This window comes from Arthrobacter sp. 49Tsu3.1M3, assembly GCF_900168135.1.
Taxonomy (GTDB): domain Bacteria; phylum Actinomycetota; class Actinomycetes; order Actinomycetales; family Micrococcaceae; genus Arthrobacter.
Genome location: NZ_FUZD01000003.1, coordinates 181,713 through 203,470, shown reverse-complemented (window position 1 = coordinate 203,470; position 21,758 = coordinate 181,713). Strand labels below are relative to the sequence as shown.

The following is a 21,758-nucleotide window of genomic DNA, read 5'->3' as shown; positions in this document are numbered from 1 at the left end:
GCCGCCCCGCCGCCCTGACCGGAACGCGCAGACCAGCCCGCCCCCCGGATCCGGGCGTTTTCAAGGGAGTCACCTTGATCCGTATCCTCATTGCAGAAGACGAAGAACGCATCTCCCGCTTCATCGAAAAGGGCCTGCGCGCAGCTGGCTACGTGCCCACGGTGGTCGCCGACGGCGTCACGGCCGTGGACTACGCCTCCAGCGGCGAATTCGATCTCCTGCTCCTGGACATCGGACTCCCCCGCCTGGACGGGTACGCCGTCCTCGCGGCGCTGCGCCGCGGCCAGGTGGGCATACCGGTCATCTTCCTCACGGCCCGCGGATCATCCAGCGACACCGTCGCGGCGCTGGAGGGCGGCGCCGACGACTACATCGTCAAGCCTTTCCACTTCGAGGAACTCGTGGCCCGCATCAATGCCCGGATCCGCAAGTCGGACACCGGCGATGTGCTGGCGGGAAGCGTCATGCGCTACGGGCCCCTGGAACTGAACCTGCTCACGCACTCCGTCAGCGTCGACGGCAGGATGGTGGAACTCTCGGCCCGCGAATTCGCGTTGGTGGAGATGTTCCTGCTCCACCCCGGGCAGGTCCTGAGCCGTCAGCAACTGCTCAGCCATGTCTGGGGCTATGACTTCGACGGCACGTCCAACGTGGTGGATGTGTACGTGCGCCAGTTGCGGATGAAACTCGGCGCGGACCGGATCCTCACCACCCGCGGCGCCGGGTACCGCCTCAGCTAGGCAGAGCGAGCTGATCCGCGCAGGAAGGGAACAGAGTGGCCACCTCGGATGAACATCCCAGTGAAGACGGCCAGGCCGCGCCGGCGGCTGCCTTCCCTGAGGCGGAAACCCAGGACCCGTCCGGCTGGGGCGCGAAGATCCACTCGGTGCGTTTCAGGGTAGTGGCCGCCATGCTGGCCATGATGCTCGCCGGGGTGGTCACAGCCGGGATGGTCACGTTCGTGGTCCAGTTCCAGGACTCTGATGCCAGGATCGACCAGGCGGTTCTCGACAAGGCAAACGCCGTGGTCAAGGTCGTCCAGACAAAGAAGAAAACGTCCGGGGACTACGCCAACAGGACGTACGTCAGCGCCCTGCACGAGGCCGCGGAGGATATCGAGCCGCGCAGCAACGAGGTCATGGCCGGGATAGTGGATGGGCATGTGGCATGGACCGTTGAGGGCAACGCGGACAGCAACCTCCTGAACAACAGCATGTTGGCCGACGCCGCCGGGCTCAGCAACCCGGCCGGCGCATCCTTCGGCGAGCTGAACTCGGACGGCCGTCCGCTCAGGACAGTGGTGGTGCCCATGAAGGGCGCCCCCGGGACATTCTTCCTGGTCGGCCGGGACGCGGGCGATCAACGCGAGCACAACGCCAGCTCAGTGCGGACGTACTCGCTGGTGGCTCTCGGCATGCTCCTGGCTGCCGCGGTGATCGGCAGCGTGGTTGCCGGCCGGCTGCTCGATCCGCTCCGCCGTATGCGCGAGACTTCCAGGGCGGTCGGCCCGGAGGACCTCACGCAAAGGGTGACGGTGCGCAAAGGAGAGGACGACGTCACCCTGCTCGCCAAGACCTTCAACACCATGCTGGAAAGACTCGACGAGGGCGCTCAGCAACAGCAGCAGTTCCTGGACGACGCCGGCCATGAGCTGCGGACCCCGCTGACCATTCTCCGCGGGCACCTCGAGCTCGTGACGGTCGATGATCCGGACGATGTCATCGCCACCAGGGACGTGCTGCTGGACGAGGTGGACCGGATGCAGCGCCTGGTGGACGACCTCCTGTTGCTCGCCAACTCCGGCGAGATCGGCTTCATCCAGCGTGAACCCGTCCGGGTCCCGGAACTCCTGGATCAGGTCATGGAGAAGGTGCACGTCCTGGCCGACCGTCACTGGCAGATCGATGAAAGAGCCGACTACGTGGTTGAGGCGGATCCGCAGCGCCTCACCCAGGCACTGGTCCAGCTCGCCGCGAACGCCGTCAAGTGCACCGGGCCGTCCTCCACAATTGCGCTCGGTTCGCGGATTGAGCGCCCGACGGCAAACGACGGCACCTCGCTGCCCCCTCAGGACACCCTCGTGCTGTGGGTGCGCGATGACGGGATCGGCATCGCCGCCGAGGACCAGCAACGGATCTTCGAACGGTTCGGCCGGGCGCACACGGGCCGCGGCGTGGAAGGCTCGGGACTGGGCCTTGCCATTGTCGCGGCCATCGCCCAGGCACATGGGGGCGTGGCCACGGTGGAATCCGAATACGGCCACGGGGCCACGTTCCAGATCCGGATCCCCCTGCAGTCCTCCGGCGTCCGCGTCTGACCTGGTCCGCCGACTTGCCTTGCCCGCCGTTTGATCTAGCCCGCACCTGCTGGTGTCGGTGCCTAAGCGCGGGACAGCAAACCCGGGCCCTTGGATGAGGAATCCTTAATCTTCCCCTCATCCCATCCTCACTCTCGGGGCGCACGCTGATGCATAACATCAGACAGCACCTGCCCGGACACCGTCGCGATCGCGACCGTGTCCGGGGCACCGGGGGCGGGGGAGGATTGTTGTGGAGCCATTGCGGATAGTGCTGTACTCACATGATTCAGTGGGCCTGGGACATGTGCGTCGGAATCTGGCACTGGCCCACGCGCTGAACAATCAGCTTCCCGGCCTGATCGGCCGCCCCGTCACGGGAATCCTCATCACCGGCACAGCCCTCGCACCGGCGTTCCGGTTGCCCGAGGGGTGGGACTGGGTGCTTCTTCCCGGCGTGGCGAAGGGTACCGCGGGCTACCTGCCGCGGAACCTGACCTTGCCCATGGGGGAGCTCGTGCCATTGCGGGCCAGGCTGCTGCAGGCAACGCTGGCCGGCTTCTCCCCCCACCTCGTGGTGGTGGACCGGCATGCCACGGGCGTTCATGGCGAACTCGAAACAGCCTTGCGGCACGCCCGCACCGCCGGGCCCGTGCGCGTGGTGCTGGGCCTCCGCGAGGTCCTTGACTCGCCCGCCGCGGCCCTTGCCGAATGGGCCAGGGTGGGCGGTCCCCGCGTGGTGAAGGACCTGTTCGACGCCATCTGGGTCTACGGCGATCCCGCGGTCCACGATCCCGTAGCCGCCGGCGAAATACCGTTCGCCCTCCGAAAGCTCATCCGGTACACGGGCTACCTCGCCGAGGGGCGCCCTTCGGCCTCCGGCACCAGCTGCATGCCCGGGCGGTACTGCATGACGACGGTCGGCGGGGGCTCAGACGGCTATGCCCTGGCCCACGTCGCCGTCGCCACGCCGGTCCCGGACGGGCTGGGACACCTTGTCGTCGCCGGGCCGCAGATGCCCGCCGAGCAGCTCAACGACCTCCGGCAGCGGGCCCGCCCCGGCGTCAAAGTGGTCGCCGCAGTCGATGACATCGTGTTCCACATCCGGCACGCCAGCGCCGTCGTGGCCATGGGCGGCTACAACACGGTGTGCGAAATCATGAGCACGCCTGTCCCGGCCATGATCGTGCCCCGCACGCAGTCGCGCAGCGAGCAGCGGATCCGGGCCGCCTCCCTCGCCGCAGCCGGGTACCTGGAACAACACGAGATTGGCACGTTGACGCCGGAGATCCTGGCAGCCTGGCTGGCCGCCCGGTTCGGCACCACCGTGGACCGCCGTCGTGCGGTGCTGGACGGCCTGATCCGGGTTCCGCAGCTGGCCGCGGAGCTGCTGCGGCCGCTGGCCACGACCGGGCTGGCCGCTACCGAGCTGGCGAATTCCGATCGGGCCAATGCCGATCAGGTCACCGCCGAACGGGCTGGTGCCGAACAATTCAGCGCGGACGAAAGCGATGCCGCAGCGAGCGTGGAAGGTGCCAGCCGTGTCGCCGTCTGAACCCGGGACGGCGTACGTCCTGAAGATGTACCCGCGGTTCTCCGAAACGTTCATCGTTTCGGAGATCCTGGCCCGCGAGGCCGCCGGGGACCGGATCGAAATCTTCTCGCTTCGGCCCACCGACGACCCCCGGTTCCACCCCGAGCTCGCCCGGGTCCAGGCACCGGTGACGTACATTGACCGCCCCATCAAGACTGTGGCTCTGTGGGAGAGCCTCCGGATGGCCGACGCGGCCGGGCTCACAGCCGCCGTCGGCCGGAATTTGGGCGAACTCGCCGCCGCCACGGCAGACGACGCCGTGCAGGCCATCAACCTGGCCACCGCGCTGCAGGACCGCAACATCCGGCACATGCACGTCCACTTCGCCTCGGGATCAACCACTGTGGCCCGGCTGACGTCCCTCATCACCGGCATCCCGTTCTCGTTCACCGCGCACGCGGTGGATATCTTCCATGAATCGGTCCAGGACGAGGACCTGCGGCTCAAGCTCGAGCAGGCCCACCACGCCGTGACCATCAGCCAGTACAACATGCGCTACCTGCGCCGCCGCTTCCCGTCCTCGACGGCCCGGCTCCATCTGGTGCGCAACGGCCTGGAGCTGGAGCGCTTCCCGTACCGGGAGCCCCGGCCGCTCGAAGCCACCCTCCGGATCGCCGCCGTCGGGCGCCTGGTCGAGAAAAAAGGCTTCCAGTATCTGTTGCCCGCGGCCGCCGAACTGCTGGACCAAGGGGTCAAACTGGACCTCCGGATCGCCGGGACCGGGCTCATGGCCGAGGAACTGGATGCCAGCATCAGCCAGCTCCGGCTCGGCGGCCATGTCCGCCTCCTCGGCCCGCAGACCCAGGACCAGGTCCACGAGCTGCTCCACTCCTCCGATGTCTTCGTCGCTCCCTGCGTGGTCGGCGCCGACGGCAACGCGGACGGCATGCCCACCGTCCTGCTCGAGGCCATGGCAACCGGCGTCCCCTGCGTCAGCACGTCCGTGACAGGGATCCCCGAAGTAGTCCGGAACGGCTCCACCGGGGTCCTGGTCCGGCCGGGCAACCCGCACGCCCTGGCCCGCGGCATCTGCACACTCGGCTCCCCGGCCACGGACAGACTTGCCATGTCCCGCAACGCCCGCGCACTGATCGAGGAGGACTATGACGTCCACCGCCAGGCCGAACTCCTGAGGTCCCTCTCCCGTTCTGAAAGGAGAGTCGCATGACACGCGTGGCCTATCTCTGCGCCGACCCCGGCGTGCCTGTCTTCGGCACCAAGGGCTCCTCCGTCCATGTCCAGGAAATCGTCCGGGCATGGCGCGGGACCGGCGCCGCCGTCACCGTCTACTGCACCCTGCTCGGCACCGAGCGGCCCAGCGACCTTGCCGATCTCGACGTCGTAGAGGTCAAGCCGGAATCGGTCCCCGCCTCCGCGCGGGAAAGGGCGGTCCAGGACGCCGCGCTGGGCTTGGCGGACGAGGTCCTGCGCAACGGTTGCGGGCTGTTCTACGAGCGGTATTCGCTGTTCAGCCCGGCACTGTCCGTGGTGGCCCGCATCCTGGACGTGCCGTCCGTGCTGGAGGTCAATGCTCCGCTGATCGAGGAGCAGCAACGGTACCGCCAGCTGCTCGATGTGAAGAAGGCTGAGACGGTGTTCCGCCGCAACGCCGCGACGGCCGACGTCGTGGCCTGCGTCTCGGATCCCGTGGTCCGCTGGGTGCGGGCGCGGGTGCCGACCGCCAGGACCGTGCTGGCGCCGAACGGAGTGAACGTCGAACGGATCACGGCCCGCCGCCCCGGCCGCCGGAATCCGGACCACCTCACTGTCGGGTTTGTCGGAACCTTGAAGCCCTGGCACGGTGTCCCCGGCCTCCTGCACGGTGTCGCCCTTGCCAACCAGCAGACCGCCGACCCGGTCCTGCGCTGGCAGCTCCATGTGGTGGGTGACGGCCCCGGCCGGCAGGACCTCGAACGCCTCGCCGGATCCCTCGGCGTGCCGACGGCGTTCTCGGGCGCCGTTGCGCCGGCTGCGGTGCCCGGCCTCCTGGCAGAATTCGACGCCGCCGCCGCACCCTATCCCCCGGACGGACCTGGCCAGGACGACTATTTCTCGCCGCTGAAGGTTTTTGAGTACATGGCGGCCGGGCTGCCTGTGATCGCGAGCGCCGTGGGCCAGATCCCGTCCATCATCCAGGACGGCCGCACCGGGATCCTCGTCCCGCCCGGGGACCCCGCCGCGCTCGCGGACGCCCTCCTCCGGCTCGGCGAAGACCCGAATTTGCGGGAAAGGCTGGGGCTCGAGGCCCGCAACGACGCCGTACAGCGGTTCAGCTGGAGCGGGGTGCTGTCCCGGATCACCGAGGCTCTGCCGCCTGCACGCAGACTGGCCAGGCAATGACCACCACTGCCAGGCATTCGCACCCCCGCAACTGGCGGACCCTGTGGCGAAGGACCCGCGCCAGCGCACCGGCTGAACCCTCACCGTTGCGGCGGACCTTGCGGTGCGTCCGCCCGCATTTGCGCGGGCACAGGCTGCTCATCACCTGGGGATTCATCGCTATGGCCGTGGAAATCCTTTTTCGGCTTCTTGAGCCGTGGCCAGTGAAGATCGTCCTCGACTCCGTCTCACACTCACTCGGGGCCAACCTGCGCAGGTCCCCGCTCAGCGTGGAGGCGAGCGCGGAGGTGTTGCTCCTCTGCGCCGGCGCGGTGGTGGTCATCTGCCTGATCCGGGCCGTGGCCGGCTACGTGTCCGCGATTTCGTTTGCCCTGGTGGGTACCCGGATTTCCTCCGAATTGCGGGCCCGGACCTTCCGCCACCTCCAGGGCCTGTCGATGCGCCACCACAGCCGCGCCTCCACCGGCGACACTGTCCAGCGGCTCGTCGGAGACGTGTCCCGGCTGCAGGATGTGGCTGTCACGGCGGGGCTCCCCCTCATCGGCAATTTCGTGTCGCTGATAGCAATGATGATTATCATGCTCTGGCTCGATCCTTTGATCGCGCTGGTGACGTTCGTGTCCATCGGGATATTCGTGTTGGTGTCCCGCAAGAACTCGGGATCGATTACTACCGCGGCCCGCAAGTCACGCAAGGGTGAGAGCGCCCTGGCCACCACCGCCGCCCAGACGCTGGGAGCAATGCGCGAAGTCCAGGCGTATGGACTCGAAGACACCCTCAGCTCGGGCTTCAGCAAGAGCAACCAGTCGGCACTTGGCTCCGGCGTGGTCACGCTGCGGCTGGCCGCCAGCCTGCAACGGAAAACCGACGTCCTGACGGGAATCGCGACGGCGGTGGTCCTGGCCGCCGGCGGATGGAGGGTTATGCAGCACGCGATGACCCCGGGTGATCTGGTCGTCTTCCTGACCTACCTGAAAACCGGGCTGAGGCCACTCAAGGATGTGGCCAGGTACACCAGCCGCATCGCGCGCGCGACGGCCTCCGGGGAACGGGTTGCGGACCTGCTTGAGGCCCAGAGTGACGTGCCCGAGTCACCGCACGCCGTCGCCCTCAGGAACCCGCACCCGGACATTGTGTTCGATGACGTCTGGGCCGGCCACTTCGAGGAAACCGCGGTACTCAAGGGAATCACCCTGACCATACCGGCAGGTCAACACTGCGCCGTACTTGGGCCCTCCGGAGCCGGAAAGTCCACACTGGCAAGCATGATCCTTCGGATGGTGGACCCGTGGAAGGGGAGTGTCAGCCTCGGCGGCGAGGACCTGCGGGACCTCAAGATCGCTTCCGTCCGCGCCCACGTTTCCATCCTGCTCCAGGACTCCGTGCTGTTCGGAACCTCCGTCCGGGAGAACATCAGGTTCGGCCGCCTCGATGCCACCGATGAGGAGATCGAAGCCGTGGCGGCCCTCGCCCAGGCCGACGGTTTCATCCGCGCACTGCCCCAGGGCTACGAAACCGTCCTTGGCGAGGCGGCCAACAATCTTTCCGGGGGCCAGCGTCAACGGCTGGCCGTCGCCCGTGCCATGCTCCGCAAGGCGCCGATCGTGATCCTGGACGAGGCGACCGCCGGGCTCGATCCGGCATCCCGGGATTCTGTCCTCAGCGCACTGGACATACTCACCGAGGGCCGGACCTCCATCACGATCACCCACGACGTCAACTCGGCCCAATCGTGCGACCGGGTGATCTGGCTCGAAGACGGCCAAATTCTGGAAGACGGGCCGCCGCAGTCATTGCTGGCCAATCCGGATTCCCGCTTTGCCGGCTGGGTCCACCGGCAGCAGACCCCAGAGCCGGGTGAACTGTTCAAGGTGCCGACATGAGCACCCCGCAGGGACAACGGCTGCAGGGACAGTGGCTGCAGGCGAAGCGACGCGACGCTGACCGTGCCCTAGCGGCCCGTGACCCCCGGATCCCTGGCCTGAACTGGGTGCTCGACGACGAGCTGCTCTCCGAGCTTCTGGGCGAAAGTGTCCAGATCATCAGGACCCGCTACAAACCGCACACCTCCGCCCTAGTCGCCTTCCGCCGGGCCGGCAGCGGCAGCTACGGCAGCGGCAGTGACGGCAACGGCGCCGGCACCTACGGCTGGGCATTGACCACATCACCGGAGCACATCGAGAAACTGCAGCAAAGGGCAGACAGCTCGCAAAAGCGCGGCGGCGGCATCCGGCTCGTCCAGCCCGACCGTCCGCATGGGGACGTCGTCGTGGCCGTCGGCCCCATCCAGGAGGACTGGCCGCTACGCCCCAACCTGCGCTGGCTCCGGGACCATGGACTCGGACGGCTCGGAGCACTCCCCGCGGCAGGGCGCTTCCTGGACCCCCCGGTCAGCGTGCTGCGATACAACCCGGAGCGCAGGCTCGTTGTCAGGATCCCCTCGGCGACACTGCCCGTCGTCGTCAAGACCGCCGTCCAAGCTGACGAAGCTGCCGCGGGCCTCCGCCTGCGGCAGCGGCTTCAGAGCCACGGTATCCCGGTCCTGCCCGAACTCGCGGACCCGGAATGCGCCGCGCACGGCATCAGTGCCTCCCCGGACTGGGGCCACGGAGACCTGGGCGGCGTCGACAACGATCCGGCCGCCTACCGGGCCGGCCAAGCCCTGGCGGCGATCCATGGAATGGACACGGGAACCGGGCCGAACCCCGCGGCGGAAATGGCGGACCTGGTACGGCAGCTCGCCGCCACGCGGTCCATGATCACCTGCCTGCTCCCGGGGCTCGAGGCTCCGGTAGCCGCACTCACCAGCCGGCTGCTGGCAACTGTCGTGGCCGGCCCCCACGGGCCGGCGCCAGTGTTGGTCCATGGCGATTTCTCGGCGGACCAGGTCCTGGTCGACGGCCCGGCCGTCCGCATCATCGATTTCGACCGAGTCAGGACCTCCGACCGGGCCAGGGACCTTGGGTCCTTTGCCGCGGTGGAGGACATCGCAGACCCCGCCGGCGTCGGGCCCGTCGCCGGCGGCCGCAAGACGGCCCAGCTGATCGACGGTTACCGCGAGGCTGGCGGGTACGTATCGCAGGCCAGGGTGGAGACCTGGGCGGCCTTCCGGTTGTTCCTGAACAGCGTCGACCCGTTCAGGAACCGGGCCAGCGACTGGCCGGCCGACACGAGTTGGCATATCCGCCGGGCCTTGGAGTTGATCGCATGATCTGGCACCCGCCGCTTTGGAAATACACCGACGACGCCGGCACGGCGTGGCGCGTCCACAACGCGTGGCCCGATAAAGAACCCGGAGAATACCTGTTGGAGGTCGGGACTGCAGAACGGCCCGGCGTTCGGGGAGCACATCTGAGCCATGGCCACTTTGAGATCCTGCCGGAGGACGATCCCGAGCTGCCAGCCCTTCGGACCGAACGACAGCGCGGGGAAATCATTTCCCACTGGCCCTACACGCGGGCGATCATCCGGGCGGAGGGTTGCTACATCAAGGTCTTCCGGCCCGGCAGGGCCGCGGTCCCGGCCGAACGGTACGCTCAGATGGACCTCCTGCTGGACGCCGGCGCCTTTACGGCGCCCGAGGTGCTTCAGAGCTCCCCGGACACCCTCGTTTTGAGCGCCCTCTCCGGACCGACGCTCGGCGAAATCGGCGAGGACTACGCCACGATCGGCGAGAAGGAGTTTGCCGGCGCATGGGAAGAATGGTCCAGCGCGTGGCTCGCCCAGCTGAGCGCGGCGGCGGACGTCAGCAGACAAGCCGTTCTGGGCGCCCTGCCGGTCCATTCACCGGAGGTGGAAGCGAGGGGCGTGGCCCGTTGGTTGAAACTATGGCTGCGCCACACAGAGAATGTTCCGGAATTGTCCACCCAACGCGAGACGTTGATGGCAATGGCAGATTACGTCACGGCGAACCTGCTCGGCTCGGTACCGGACCCGATGGTATGGGCCCACGGGGACCTGCATGACCGGCAGATCATCGCTGGCGACGGCCGGTCCCCGTTCGGGTTGCTGGACTTCGACGATACTGCCCGGGCAGAGGCCGCCCGCGACCTCGCCTACCTGGATTTCCATCTGGAGCGGCGCATGTGGCGCAATAACCTGACGCCGGCCCGATACCTTAAGGCCCACACGAAGGTGCTGGCCGTGGCCGAGCAATTGCAGGTCAGCCCGGATCGGTTCGATGCCTACTCGGACGCACGCTGGCTGCGACTGGCCTGCTCTTCGCTCCCTTCGGGCTCATCGCTGGCGACCCGCGTTCTCGAGGACCGGGTAAAGCATCGCCAGTCCTTCGGATCCACCGTCCCGGCCAGCAGCCGGCCCCTCGGATCCCGGAGCTGATCCGCATGGGCTGGCACCCGCCCGTCCCGGCCGCCGTCCTGGATGCGGACAACTTAGAATGGCAGGTCATCCGGTCCTGGCCCGACGAGTCCGCGGAGGACTACGTCCTGGAGCTGGGGATTCCCGGCCGGGCAGGGGTCCGGGCAGCCCACCTCCGGGCGGGCCAGCTGGAGTTCCTGCGGGACGGCCGCGACCGGCGTCTCCCCGCCCTGAGACGCGCGTCGCCGCTGGGGGTGGTGGTGGTGCACCGTGCCCACAAGCGCGCCGTGGTAAGGGCCGGGGAGCACCACCTCAAGCTCTTCCGGGCCCGCCAGTCCGACGAAGCAGTGGGCAGGCACGCCCGGATGAACGAGCTCCTCGGCGCAGGAGACTTCCTCACCCCGGAAATTGTTTCCTCCGCCCCTGGCTGCCTCACCCTCATGACGTTGCCCGGCCGTTCCCTGTTCGAGCTGGGAATCGACCCCGCGGTCAGCGATGTGGTCTTTGAAAATGCCTGGCAAAAATGGTCCCGGGCCTGGGTCCGGCAGCATTCCCTGGCCTTGGCGCCCGCGCACCGCCCCACCCTCGAGGCGCTCCCTGTCCGGACGGCCGCCGTCGAACTAGCGAGACTGCAACACACGGTGAACTTGTGGCTGGTGCACGCCGGGGACATTCCGGCGGCGCAAGCCGAGCGCGCGGCCGTCCGCGGGGCCGCGGGGCAGGCCGCCCAAAAGCTGCTCCAGACCGATCCGGATCCGCTGGTGTGGTCCCACGGGGACTTGCACGACAAGCAGATCTTCACGGTGGATCCCGGCGCTCCCCTGGGGCTGCTGGACTTCGACGAAGCCTGCCGCGCCGAGGCCGCCGCCGACCTCGGCAACATCGCCGTGCACCTTCAGCTGCGCCTGCACCAACACCGCCTGACCGCCGAAAGGTACCAAACCGCCCGCCGCCACGTCATTGCCACGGCCGAAGAGCTGCATGTCACCCCTGCGCGCTTCGACGCCTACGCAGCCACGACCCGCCTGCGGCTCGGCTGCCTGTATTCCTTCCGGCCGCAGTGGGCGGACCTGGCGGAGGACTTCCTCATTCCGGATGGTGAACAGGCCCTGGCGGTGGGAGTTCCGGCCGCTAAAGTGGAGCCCACGTACTGACTGCACACCGTAGCGAAACCGCCCCACACCGAACCACCCCACACCGAACCACCGAACCACAGCGCTTTGCGCCGAACCGGGAGGACCGCTGGCATGGCTTACATCAAGGTTGGAACCGAAAACAGCACAGACGTTGAGCTCTACTACGAGGACCACGGGTCCGGCCAGGCCGTGGTCCTGATCCATGGCTACCCGCTGGACGGCTCGTCCTGGGAAAAGCAGACCGCGGCGCTGCTCGGCGCGGGCTACCGTGTGATCACCTACGACCGGCGCGGCTTCGGACAGTCCAGCAAGCCCACCGAGGGCTACGACTACGACACCTTCGCGGCGGACCTCAACACCGTCCTGACCACCCTCGACCTGAACGACGCCGCGCTGGTGGGCTTCTCCATGGGCACCGGTGAAGTGGGCCGCTACCTCGGAACCTACGGCTCCGCCCGGGTCTCGAAAGCCGTATTCCTGGCCTCGCTCGAGCCATACGTGCTGCAGGCCGAGGACAACCCCGGCGGGGTCCCGCAGTCGGTGTTCGACGGGCTCATGGAGGCCGTGACGGCGGACCGGTACGCCTTCTTCACGGAATTCTTCAAGAACTTCTACAACAGCGACACCTTCCTGGGCACCCCGCGGCTCAGCCAGGAGGTCCTAAACGCGGGCTGGAACCTCGCCACCGCGGGTGGGCCCACGGCGTCGTCGGCGGCGCAGCCGACCTGGCTCACGGACTTCCGTGCCGACATCCCCAAGATCGATGTCCCGGCCCTCATTGTGCACGGCACGGCGGACAACATCCTGCCGATCGACGTCGCCGGGCGGCAGTTCGCCAAGGCGCTGCCGAGTGCCGAGTACGTGGAGATCGACGGCGCCCCGCACGGCATGCTGTGGACCCACGCCGCGGAGGTCAACGAGGTCCTGCTGCGGTTCCTGGCGAGCTGACCGGGAATTTAGACCGAGGATCTGGCACATGCTGCTGGAAGACTTTAACGCTGCCGGACGCCCTGAGGCCGCGGCCGCCCTGCGTCCCTGCCTGGACATTGGGCGGTGGATAGAGGAGATCGTCGACTCCCGGCCGTTCGGCAGCACCGGAAGCCTCCTCGAGGCCGCCCGCCGCGCGGCGGAGCCCTTCACCGCCGCGGAGGTGGAGGCCGCCCTGGCCCACCATCCCCGCATCGGCGAACAGGCCGCCGGAAACAGCATGGAAGCCCGGCTCTCGCAGGCGGAGCAGGCCACTCTTGGCGCCTCGGATCCTGCCGTCGCGGCAGCACTCGCCGAGGGGAACCGGAGCTATGAAGAAAAATTCGGCCAAGTGTTCCTGATCCGTGCGGCCGGCCGCAGCCGGGAGGGGATCCTGGCAGCCCTCAACACCAGGCTCGCCCATACTCCCGAAGAGGAACTGGCAGTCATCGGCCAGCAGTTGCGCGAAATCGCAGTACTCCGACTCGAAGGACTGATTCGCGCATGAGCACATCCCACATCACCACCCACGTCCTGGACACCGGCTCCGGCAAGCCCGCCGAGGGCGTCGCCGTCACCCTGGACCGGCTCGACGGCGACCGCTGGGTCAGGATTGCGGCCGGCGCCACGGATGAGGACGGGCGCGTCACGTCGCTTGGTCCGGACAGCCTGGGCTCCGGCACGTACCGGCTGGGTTTTGACACCGGAGCCTATTACGCCGCCGCCGGGACCGAGACGTTCTTCCCCGAAGTCACCCTGGTTTTCGCTGTGTCCCAATCGCAGTCCCACTACCACGTCCCCCTGCTGCTCAGCCCCTTCGCCTACTCCACCTACCGCGGCAGCTAGTGGCACATGGGCATTAGCGGAGCGCCGGGCACGACGGCGGTGCTGCTCGCCGCCGGCGCCGGGACGCGGCTGGGGCGCGGGCCCAAGGCGTTGCTCCCCTTTCATGGACGCACGCTGGTCGAAGTGCTCGCCGACGTGCTGTTCGCGGGCGGCTGCCGGGAAGTGGTGACGGTGCTCGGCGCGGAGGCGGCCACGGTCCGCGCCGCCACCGACCTCAGCCGGCACCGGGTCATCGAGAACCCGGACTGGGGCACCGGGATGGGCAGTTCGTTCCGGGCGGGCGTTGCCGCGGCGGCCCCGGGCGACCATGTGCTCATCGCGCTGGTGGACCAGCCCGGGCTGACCACGGAGACCGTGGCCCGGCTGCTGGCAGCCCACCGGCCCGGCCGGGCGACGCCGGAGCGCGCGTCTTCCTGCGGACCCACCCGGACCTGATTGATCTGGTGGACTGCAGCGACCTCTCCGGCGGCGAGGACCTCGACTCCCCCGACCAGCTGCGCCTTCTCGATTAAGGACAACGCGGGGTCAGATACGGCCCATTAGGGCCCCTCCAATGGGCCGTATCTGACCCCGCGTTGGTTTTAGCGCGAGTGGGCCAACAGTTCCTGCAGGCCACGCTTGAAACCGGACCGGCCGCCGTGGGCAGGGTGCCTGATTTTCGGCACGTCCAGGCCGTTGCGCTGCAGGCTGCGGTGCGCCACATTGCCCACGGCCACCACGGTTTCGATGGAAAACGCCTCGATCAGCGCCTGCCAGAACGGAGTCCCCAGGGCAGCTTCGGATGCCCGCGGCGTGCGGTTGGACAGCGGCCGCCCGGGCACGTGGGTGTGCCACGGGCAGGCGCTCCACAGCAGCGGCAGGAACTCCAGCTCCGCAAGGACCTGCCACATCACCGTGGCCGTCGGCTCGGCGGCTATGCCTTCGAAGTCTGCCGGAAGCACGTACCCCTTCCCGGGCCCAAACAGCCCAAACTCGTTGGCAGGGCCTTCGAGCATGGACCGGTTCGTGAAGGGAATCCCGGTGATCCTCATGCCCCTGTACCCGGGGGCTTCGCCCAGCAGCAGGACCTTTGGGGGGCGGTCCTGCATCTCCCGCAGATAGAGCTCCAGGTTCCGGCGGCGCTGCGCATTTCCAGGCACGGTGTGGTCAAAGAAGTTGTTGCAGTCCGGCCCGGTGGGCACGGACGCCAGCCGGTCGATGAAGGCCTTGATGGAAGAAGCAGTCATCCGCCAGACCGCTCCGATACGGCAGCCACGCGCCCGGCAGCTGCTTGGTCCGATCGTTTGGTCACCAGTCGATTCCTCCCTGCCGGAGTGCGCCTGAGTTCGCCTGAGTGCGAAGAAGAATCCTGCGCCCTACCAGCGGGGGTGGATCGTTTCGCGGAAGTAGCGGTCATAGATTTCGCGGACGCCGACGTCGAACGTTGCGTCTATGCCGCTGACACCCGCCGCGCCGGCATTGGAGCGAGCCTGGTCCACGTTCCGCGCGCCCGGGATCACCGTGCTGACGCCGTCCTGCGCCGCGATCCAGGCGATGGCCGCCTGGGCGGTGCTGACGCCGTCGGGCACCAGTTCCTCGAACTCAGCCACCGCTTTGAGGCCTTCTCCGAAGTCCACGCCGGAGAAGGTTTCCCCGACGTCGAACGCCGATCCGGTGCGGTTATAGTTCCGGTGGTCGTCCTGCGCGAACGTCGTCTCCGCGGTGTATTTGCCGGAGAGCAGTCCGGAGGCGAGCGGGACACGGGCAATGATGCCCACTCCGGCCGCCTCGGCAGCCGGCAACACGTCATCCAGCGGCTTGAGCCGGAAGGCGTTGAGGATGATCTGCACGGTGGCCGTGCCGTCGTGGCGCATCGCTTCGAGGGCTTCCTCGGTCCGCTCCACGCTGACGCCGTAGTTGCGGATGGCCCCCTCCGCCACGAGCGTGTCCAGCGCGTCGTAGACCTCGTTGTTGCTGTACACCGCGGCGGGCGGGCAGTGCAGCTGGACCAGATCCAGCTGCTCGACGCCCAGGTTGCGGCGCGACCGGTCCGTCCATTCGCGGAAGTTGGCGAGGTTGTAGTTCTCCGGCCGCTGCTCCAACCGCCGGCCCATCTTGGTGGCCACCGTGATGTCCAGGCCGGGGTTGCCTGCCAGGAACATGCCGATGGCCTGCTCGCTGCGGCCGTCGCCATAGACGTCCGCGGTGTCGAAGAACGTGACACCCGCTTCGGCGGAGGCCGCCAGGATGGCCTGCGCCTGCGCGGGGTCCACGTTGCCCCAGTCCGCGCCGAGCTGCCAGGTACCCAAGCCGACGGTGGAGACGTTTCGTCCGGTTTTGCCCAAGAGTCGTTGTTCCATCGTCCGACTATAGGCCGTTAGCGACCTCAAAGCGGGGGAACCAGCCCTGCTTCCTTCAGGCCCAGGTAGATCTTGTCCCGGGAGATGGGCAGCTGGGAGAACCTCACGCCGGTGGCGTTCCGGATAGCGTTCGCGAGCGCCGGCGCCACCGGGTTGAACGGGCTCTCGCTCATCGACTTCGCGCCCAGCGGGCCCAGCTTGTCGCTGGTGTCGGCGAAGTACACCTCGCTGCGCGGCACGTCGGCGAAGGAGGGGACGTGATATTGCCGCAGGACGTCAGTGGTGACGCGGCCGGCGTCGTCCACTGCGATCTCCTCGTAGAGCGCAGAGCCGAGGGCCTGCGCGATCCCGCCTTCGATCTGGCCGCGGCACTGGCGCGGGTTGACCACGACGCCGGCGTCGGCCGCCTGCACGCTCTGCAGGATCCGCAGCTCCCCCGTCCCGGTGTTCACCGCCACCCGGAAGCCCTGGACATTGAACGCCACGGAACGCGGCGTTCCGCCCCAGCGTCCCTCGGCGGCGAGCTCGACGCCGGCCTGCTCCGCGGCGTCGTAAATCTCCGTCAGGGGCACCCGGGTTCCCTCGCAGACCACGGCGTCCCCGTCCAGGACGCAGCCGGAGGGCGGCACGCGGCGGATGCCGGCGGCGAAGGCGCGGATGCGGAGAGCAAGGTCCTCTGCGGCGGCCAGCGTCGCTTTGCCGGCCACCACGGTGCCGGCAGATCCGAACGCACCGGAATCGTGGTCCACCAGGTCGGTGTCGGACTGCCGGAGGGTGACGCGGGCGGCGGAGGTGGACAGCGCGGTGGCCGCGAGCTGCGCGTGGACGGTGGTGGTGCCGTTGCCGAATTCTGCCGTCCCGACGTCGGCGGCGTATGTCCCGTCGGGCAGGAGCCGGAGCCTGGAGTGGGCAAAGTGGCCGCGTGGCGGGACGGTGTCGATCATGGACAGGGCAGTCCCCTCCCCGAGGACCCAGTCCGGTCCCAGGCTGTCGGGGCCGGCCGCGCGGTAGCGTTCCCGTCCGCGAGCCAGGGCGTCCTCCACCAGCTTCGTGCACTGGTCCAGGCCGTAGCTGCCGTAGCGGACGTCCTCCTGGGGCTCGTCGCGGATGGACAGCATGTCATCGCCTTCCCGGACCATGTTCCGGCGGCGGAACTCCAGGGCGTCCATGCCGATCCCTGCCGCGAGCTCGTCGATGCCGGATTCGATCGCGAAGATCATCTGGCTGAGCCCGTAGCCGCGGAAGGCACCGGACGGAACGGTGTTTGTGTACACGGCGTGGGCATCCACTTTTTTGTTGGCGCACCGATACACGGCCAGCGATTCGCCGCAGCCGTGGAACATGACCCCGGTCGCGTGGTTGCCATAGGCGCCCGTGTTGGTGAGCACCTCCAGCTGGAGTGCGGTCAGCCTCCCGTTGCGGCTGGCGCCGGCCTTGAGGTGGATGGTGAAGGGATGTTTGGTGGTGGCGGCGGTGAACTGTTCTGTCCGGGTGAATTCAAGCTGCACGGGGCGGTTGAGCTTCAGGGCGGCCAGCGCCACGACGTCCTCCGTGAGCACCTCCTGTTTGCCGCCAAAACCGCCGCCCACACGTCCGGCCACCACCCTGATCTGCTCTTCCGGCAGGCCGAATACCCGGCCCAGGGTGCGCCGCACCAGGAACGGGACCTGGCTGGAGGTGCGGATCAGCAGCCGCCCGTCACCGCCGATGGAGGCGATGGCGGCATGGGTTTCGAGCGCCATGTGCTGCACCCGTTGGGTCCTATAGCTGTGTTCGTGGATGAAGTCCGCCGCGGCGAACCCGGCCGACATATCGCCGAGCTCGGAATGCAGTTCCGCGACGACGTTCCGCTCCGGCCGGCTGATGCGGGCCGTGGCTGCGTCCTTGTCCCCGTGGAGGGCGGGGGCGCCGGGGAGCATGGCATTCTCCGGGGTGAAGACGGCGTCCAGCACCTCGTAGTCGACCTTCAGGGCCCGCACGCCTGCCTCGGCCGCCGCCACCGTGCCGGCGACGACGGCGGCGACGCGCTGGCCGGTGAAGCGCACAACGTCGTCGAACACGCGGGTGTCGTCCGGGTCGTCGGTGTAGAGCTCGTGCTGCGCGGTCGAAAACAGCTGGGCCGGGGAGTCCTTGTGGGTGAAAACCGCCGCGACGCCGGGAATCGCCAGCGCGGCTGCTGCGTCGATGGAGCGGATCCGGGCGTGGGCATGCGGGGAGCGCAGCAGTTTCGCGTGCAGCAGCCCGGGCAGCTCTTCGGCCGGGACGTCCAGGGTGTAGCGGGCCTGCCCCGTGACGATGGCGAGGGCCGCCGGCGCAGGAGCGTCGTCGCCCAGCTGTCCCAGGCGGGGCTCCGGCCCGCCGGGGCCCTCAGTTGCAGGCTCCGGACCGGAGGTGTCCGGGCCTGAGGCGTGGGGGGTTGAGGTGACCGGGCGGCTCCCCGTCCCGCAGACGGCGTCCTCGATCGCCCTGTACCCGGTGCACCGGCACAGGTTGCCCTTCAGGTTCCGCGGCAGGTCCGCCTTCTGCGCGTCATCGAACGTTGCGGCGGTCATCACCATGCCGGCCGTGCAAAAACCGCACTGGAAGCCCTGCCGGTCCAGGAATTGCTGCTGCATCGGATGGAGCGCGGTGCTGTTGGGGTCATCCGCTCCGCCGGAGGCGCTGGCGGCAGCCAATCCCTCCACCGTTGTGACCGCCCGGCCTTCCGCGCGGACGGCGGGATAAATGCAGCTGTGCACCGGGACCCCGTCCACGTGCACCGTGCAGGCGCCGCAGTCGCCGGCGTCACAGCCCTTTTTCACGCCCAGGTTTCCCTGCTCGCGAAGGAACGTGCGCAGGCACTGGCCGGGGCGGGGTTCGGCCTGCGCCGGGACCCCGTTGATCTCGATTCTGCCGTCGAACTCCACTGTCATGTTCAGGCCCCTTCCGTCCGGGACCCGGCGCCGGGCGGCTCTGTCCGCGGGCTCTGTCCGCGGGGGCGCTGTCCGCGGGGAATGGGACCGCGGCGGCCAGAAGTCGCCGGAGATACGCAGCGGATCGCGGCCTGCCGGGGCGGCGAGTTCGGCCCGGATTTCGTGGGCCAGCCGGTACGTCATGTCCTTGCGCCAGGCCGGCAGGCCGTGGACGTCGTCGTGGTACAGCGCATCGGGGATCGCGGCATCCAGGGCCTCGGAGAGAGAATCAGTGAGGTCGCCGGCGAGCGCCGCCGCGGAGGACGTCAGGCGCAGCTGCACCGGGCGTTTGGTGGCTGCGGTGACGGTCAGCACCAGGGCGCCGTCGGCGTCGAGCCTTCCGATGAGCAGCACCGCGGACCGGCCCAGGTTGCTCAGCGACAGCCGGCGGAAGGCCACCCGGGAGGACAGTGCCGCCGCCGGCAGGCTCACGCTGCGCAGGAGCTCGCCGGGAGCCAGGGAATTCGTTCCGTCGCCCGTCACGAACTCCAGCACCGGGAGCGTGCGGCGGGCGCCGCCGGGGCCCAAAATCGTGGCCGTGCCCTCGAACGCCGCGCAGAGCGAAATCATGGGCCCGGCCGGCAGGGAGGTGCACAGGTTGCCGCCCACCGTGGACATGGTCCAGACCTTGAAGGAGGCGACAAAGGACTCGCAGCAGGGCCGGATGAGCTCCACGCCGGGCCAGTCCGCGGCCAGTCCCCGGCCGGGGCCCGAATCGGGGAACGCAGCCAGTTGCGCGATGGTGCAGGTGGCCGCCAGCTCGATGCCGGCCGCCGAGACGGCCAGGGGTGTCCAGTCCGCGGAGCCGAGGTCCAGCAGACGCCGGGGCGCTTCCGGTCCGGTGCCGGGGCTCCCGGTGGAGAAAAGCACGGTGCCCCCGGCGAGCCAGGCGTCGCCCTCGCGCCACTGCGCCGGATCCGCGGTGTGGACCACGGCCTCGACGGTGTTCAGGTCCATGCGGCCTCCCGGGGTTGCAGCATGCCGGTGCTAGTACTCGGTCCGGGACTCGAGCGAGTTCCAGGCGGTGAAAGGATCCAGGGCCGCGGGGGCTTGCGGGCCGGTCAGTTCCAGCCTGCCGACAGGCATGAGCGCGTCGCGCTGATCGTTTTCGAAGTATTCGTAGAAGACGGCGTCATCGAACCCCGCGGACGCGGCATCGTGCCTGTCCGCGGCGAACACCACACGCGACACCCGCGCCCACAGCGCGGACGCCAGGCACATGGGGCACGGCTCGCAGCTGCAGTAGAGCGTGGCTCCGCTGAGTTCGAACGTGCCCAGTTCGCTGCAGGCCCGCCGGATGGCCGTGACCTCGGCGTGCGCCGTGGGATCGTTGGCGGCGGTGACGCGGTTGGCGCCTTCGAACACCTGCCCGTCCGCAGTAACCACCACTGCGCCGAACGGGCCACCGCCGTTCAGGACGTTGGCCATGGCCAACTCGATGGATCTCGCCAGGAACTTCTGGGCCGTATCGGACGTCGTCATGCTGCCACTCCCTGCCTGCGGAAGCCGGTACACCGTTGCGGGAATGCAAGGGACGGGTGCGACGGTGACAGTCTTCAGCATGTGCCTTGAAGGATGCGCCTGGTAGATAGCTTCCCGGGTCCGGGCTGCCCGCCGTTGGCAAGATTGAGAGTAGCACCGGGGCCTGCGCACGGCGCGGCCTATTTCGTGGAAGCCCGGTTTCCGTTATGTGAAATCTCCTTATCCGGGTCTTCACGCCAATCCCGGGCCCTCCTGGCCGCACTCGATTCTTTCGAAAAGTCATGTACACAAGGGCCTGGGCCCGGCTACGCTGGAGCCCACTTCGTGGCCCGGGAGTCGTAGCCCAGGCCACGTAACCTGGGAGCAGCAGGCAGGGTCGTAATGAGCTGGCATCAACTGATGTCGGCTCTTTTTTGTGGACGGACGGAACAAGAAACGCGCGGGAAACGGCGCTTAATTTCTATGTGGGACTGTGGTGCCGCATACCTGAAGTTGGGAATCAGACCATGAGCAACAAGATCGTCCTCGGCCAGAACCAGTACGGAAAAGCCGAAGTCCGGGTCGTCAAGATCACCCGGGATACCCGCCGCCATGAGATCGAAGACCTGAACGTCACCTCGCAGCTGCGCGGGGACTTCGCTGCGGCACACCTCGACGGCGACAACAGCCACGTGGTGGCCACAGACACCCAAAAGAACACGATCTACGCGTTCGCCCGGGACGGGATCGGCGCCCCGGAAACCTTCCTGCTGCGGCTCGGCAAGCACTTCACCTCGAACTTTGACTGGGTCACCGGCGGCCGCTGGGCGGCAGAGTCGTACAAATGGGACCGGATCCAGGCCCACGGGTCCGGGCACCACCACTCGTTCGTCCGCAGCGGCCAGGAAGTCCGCACCGCGGTCCTGGTCCGCGACGGCCGCGATGAGCACCTCATCGCCGGGCTGAAGGACCTCACCGTGCTGAAGACGACCCAGTCCGGGTTCAGCGGCTTCCCGCGGGACAAATACACCACCCTCCCGGAAACGGCGGACCGCATCCTCGCCACGGACGTCTCGGCCCGCTGGCGTTTCAGGACCGGCACCGACTTTGGCACGTTCGACTTCAACAAGAGCTACGAGGACGTCAAGGCCCTGCTGCTGGAGGCATTCAGCGAAAAGTACTCCCACGCCCTGCAGCAGACCCTCTTCGACATGGGGGCCAAGGTCCTGGCAGCGCACCCCGAGATCGACGAGATCAAATTCTCCATGCCCAACAAGCACCACTTCCTCGTCGACCTCTCGCCCTTCGGCCTCGACAACCCCAACGAGGTCTTCTTTGCCGCCGACCGCCCCTACGGCCTGATCGAGGCCACGGTCCAGCGCGAAGACACCAGCCCCGCCGACATCGCCTGGCACGGGATCGCCGGCTTCTGCTAACGCCACGGACCGCCGGCACTGCCGCCGCCGGCGGTGCCTAGGAGTAGTGTGAGCGGCCAAAGAGAAGTGTGAGCGG

17 protein-coding genes and 2 pseudogenes are annotated in these 21,758 nt (G+C 68.2%); 14 read left to right on the top strand and 5 right to left on the bottom strand.

The window, feature by feature from the left end; genetic code table 11:
• The first annotated feature begins 74 nt into the window (after positions 1-74).
• The 13 genes and pseudogenes from B5X90_RS06005 to B5X90_RS05945 all read left to right on the top strand — a co-directional run bounded on the left by B5X90_RS06005 (position 75) and on the right by B5X90_RS05945 (position 14,007).
• Complete coding sequence (locus B5X90_RS06005) at positions 75-740, top strand: response regulator transcription factor (protein ID WP_079550915.1); 666 nt, start codon at positions 75-77, stop codon at positions 738-740.
• 35 nt (positions 741-775) lie between these two features.
• On the top strand, positions 776-2,317 hold the full coding sequence (locus tag B5X90_RS06000; RefSeq protein WP_079550913.1) for a sensor histidine kinase: 1,542 nt from the start codon (positions 776-778) through the stop codon (positions 2,315-2,317).
• A 286-nt stretch (positions 2,318-2,603) separates the two neighbouring features.
• A complete protein-coding gene (locus tag B5X90_RS05995; RefSeq protein ID WP_256860077.1) occupies positions 2,604-3,851 on the top strand; it encodes a glycosyltransferase family protein in 1,248 nt (415 codons plus the stop codon).
• Positions 3,838-5,058: a glycosyltransferase gene (locus B5X90_RS05990; protein WP_079550909.1), complete on the top strand. Its 1,221-nt coding sequence runs from the start codon at positions 3,838-3,840 to the stop codon at positions 5,056-5,058. Before B5X90_RS05995 ends, B5X90_RS05990 begins: the two co-directional genes overlap by 14 nt.
• Entirely contained in the window at positions 5,055-6,230 is a 1,176-nt protein-coding gene (locus B5X90_RS05985) for a glycosyltransferase (RefSeq protein WP_079550907.1), read from the top strand. Before B5X90_RS05990 ends, B5X90_RS05985 begins: the two co-directional genes overlap by 4 nt.
• 161 nt (positions 6,231-6,391) lie before the next feature.
• Positions 6,392-8,113: an ABC transporter ATP-binding protein gene (locus B5X90_RS05980; protein ID WP_256860094.1), complete on the top strand. Its 1,722-nt coding sequence runs from the start codon at positions 6,392-6,394 to the stop codon at positions 8,111-8,113.
• Positions 8,110-9,441 (top strand): aminoglycoside phosphotransferase family protein, encoded by a 1,332-nt coding sequence (locus tag B5X90_RS05975; RefSeq protein ID WP_079550903.1) that lies wholly within the window; start codon positions 8,110-8,112, stop codon positions 9,439-9,441. The genes B5X90_RS05980 and B5X90_RS05975 overlap by 4 nt, the downstream gene beginning before the upstream one ends.
• Entirely contained in the window at positions 9,438-10,568 is a 1,131-nt protein-coding gene (locus B5X90_RS05970) for a phosphotransferase (protein ID WP_079550901.1), read from the top strand. The genes B5X90_RS05975 and B5X90_RS05970 overlap by 4 nt, the downstream gene beginning before the upstream one ends.
• A gap of 5 nt (positions 10,569-10,573) precedes the next feature.
• Positions 10,574-11,701: a phosphotransferase gene (locus B5X90_RS05965; protein ID WP_079550899.1), complete on the top strand. Its 1,128-nt coding sequence runs from the start codon at positions 10,574-10,576 to the stop codon at positions 11,699-11,701.
• 93 nt (positions 11,702-11,794) lie between these two features.
• The gene (locus tag B5X90_RS05960) at positions 11,795-12,631 is read left to right on the top strand and encodes an alpha/beta fold hydrolase (protein WP_079550896.1); all 837 of its coding nucleotides are present in this window, start codon (positions 11,795-11,797) and stop codon (positions 12,629-12,631) included.
• 28 nt (positions 12,632-12,659) lie between these two features.
• Entirely contained in the window at positions 12,660-13,157 is a 498-nt protein-coding gene (gene uraD / locus B5X90_RS05955; RefSeq protein ID WP_079550894.1) for a 2-oxo-4-hydroxy-4-carboxy-5-ureidoimidazoline decarboxylase, read from the top strand.
• Positions 13,154-13,495: a hydroxyisourate hydrolase gene (uraH, locus tag B5X90_RS05950; protein ID WP_079550891.1), complete on the top strand. Its 342-nt coding sequence runs from the start codon at positions 13,154-13,156 to the stop codon at positions 13,493-13,495. Before uraD ends, uraH begins: the two co-directional genes overlap by 4 nt.
• Before the next feature lie 6 nt (positions 13,496-13,501).
• Positions 13,502-14,007, top strand: a pseudogene (locus tag B5X90_RS05945) (NTP transferase domain-containing protein).
• A 69-nt stretch (positions 14,008-14,076) separates the two neighbouring features.
• Here the strand turns inward: B5X90_RS05945 and B5X90_RS05940 are convergent.
• The 5 genes and pseudogenes from B5X90_RS05940 to B5X90_RS05925 all read right to left on the bottom strand — a co-directional run bounded on the left by B5X90_RS05940 (position 14,077) and on the right by B5X90_RS05925 (position 20,267).
• Positions 14,077-14,721: a uracil-DNA glycosylase family protein gene (locus tag B5X90_RS05940; RefSeq protein WP_079550889.1), complete on the bottom strand. Its 645-nt coding sequence runs from the start codon at positions 14,719-14,721 to the stop codon at positions 14,077-14,079.
• A 129-nt stretch (positions 14,722-14,850) separates the two neighbouring features.
• The gene (locus B5X90_RS05935) at positions 14,851-15,834 is read right to left on the bottom strand and encodes an aldo/keto reductase (protein ID WP_079550886.1); all 984 of its coding nucleotides are present in this window, start codon (positions 15,832-15,834) and stop codon (positions 14,851-14,853) included.
• A 26-nt stretch (positions 15,835-15,860) separates the two neighbouring features.
• The gene (locus B5X90_RS05930; RefSeq protein WP_218670184.1) at positions 15,861-18,746 is read right to left on the bottom strand and encodes a molybdopterin-dependent oxidoreductase; all 2,886 of its coding nucleotides are present in this window, start codon (positions 18,744-18,746) and stop codon (positions 15,861-15,863) included.
• 45 nt (positions 18,747-18,791) lie between these two features.
• Positions 18,792-19,742: pseudogene (locus B5X90_RS21380) on the bottom strand (FAD binding domain-containing protein); the annotation flags it as partial.
• 30 nt (positions 19,743-19,772) lie between these two features.
• Entirely contained in the window at positions 19,773-20,267 is a 495-nt protein-coding gene (locus B5X90_RS05925; RefSeq protein WP_079551186.1) for a nucleoside deaminase, read from the bottom strand.
• Between the two features lie 506 nt (positions 20,268-20,773).
• On the opposite strand from B5X90_RS05925, the gene pucL reads away from it, so the two are divergent.
• A complete protein-coding gene (gene pucL / locus B5X90_RS05920) occupies positions 20,774-21,682 on the top strand; it encodes a factor-independent urate hydroxylase (RefSeq protein ID WP_079550882.1) in 909 nt (302 codons plus the stop codon).
• The last annotated feature ends 76 nt before the right edge of the window (positions 21,683-21,758 follow it).